This is a genomic window from Vibrio sp. 1580, assembly GCF_033340055.1.
Genome location: NZ_JAWOVT010000121.1, coordinates 1 through 901, shown reverse-complemented (window position 1 = coordinate 901; position 901 = coordinate 1). Strand labels below are relative to the sequence as shown.

Below are 901 nucleotides of genomic sequence, written 5' to 3'. Positions count from 1 at the left end.
ATTAGGCAAAAAAACTCTAGCCTAACAACACAAAGGCATTGCAGCTCTTTGGTGCTGCGAACTACATAAGAAAGTACAGATGCTTTACTTACTCAGAACAACTCAAAAAACAGAACGCTGCGTAACCCGAGGCGACTAGAATGGTTTAGTTGCGGTATCAGAACGAATCACGCCGTTAAACGAGAGGAGGTGACTTAGATAACATCCGTGTTGTAACTACTAACGATGTTCGAAAGATTGAAGGCTAATTTGCGTGATTGTCTTGTTCCATCGCGAACTTTGATGGAGGTAAACCAAAGTGCAACTTGAACTTCTGGCTGAAGTAAGAAGGATCATTGAAACCGCAGTTGAAAGCGACTTCACTGATTTTTTCACCTGCGAGTAACTGTTCACAAGCAGTTTCTAACCGTACCTCCGTTAAATAATCTTTTAACGTTCTTGACGAGGCCGACTTAAAGCGGCGTTGTAAACTACGTTCAGACATAAATAACATCTTAGCCGCTGTCGCAGTACCAAAATCAGGGTCATGGTAATGCTCAGCAACTAACTGATAAACCTTTTGTAGCCACTCATTCTCTGGACTGGCTTTTTCTTCGGCGATGTTTTCTGGCACAAATTCTGGTAAAACTTCCTCGACATGGCTCAACTCTTTTGCCATCGGCCAAGTAATCTCAATTTTATTTTGCGCATCAGAAGTGAACACCGCTAAGTGCCCTCCACTCACCGTAACCAGTTGCGAAAGATTGTCGATACTCAAGTCCACATTGTTATTAGCAGGACGACTTAGAGAAAGTTTATTTGGCAATTGTGTTCCGTAATCCAAAAAGCTGAGTGAGACAATGTCCCGCCCCTCTTCTAACATCACTTTAACGGCTTGACCTCGGAAAGAGCGCTTGATGAT

1 protein-coding gene is annotated in these 901 nt (G+C 43.0%); it reads right to left on the bottom strand.

Going from position 1 to position 901, the window contains the following annotated elements; translation table 11 throughout:
• Positions 1–244: 244 nt before the first annotated feature.
• On the bottom strand, positions 245–901 hold a 657-nt coding region (locus tag R7093_RS24445; RefSeq protein WP_318146915.1), incomplete at its 5' end, for a helix-turn-helix transcriptional regulator.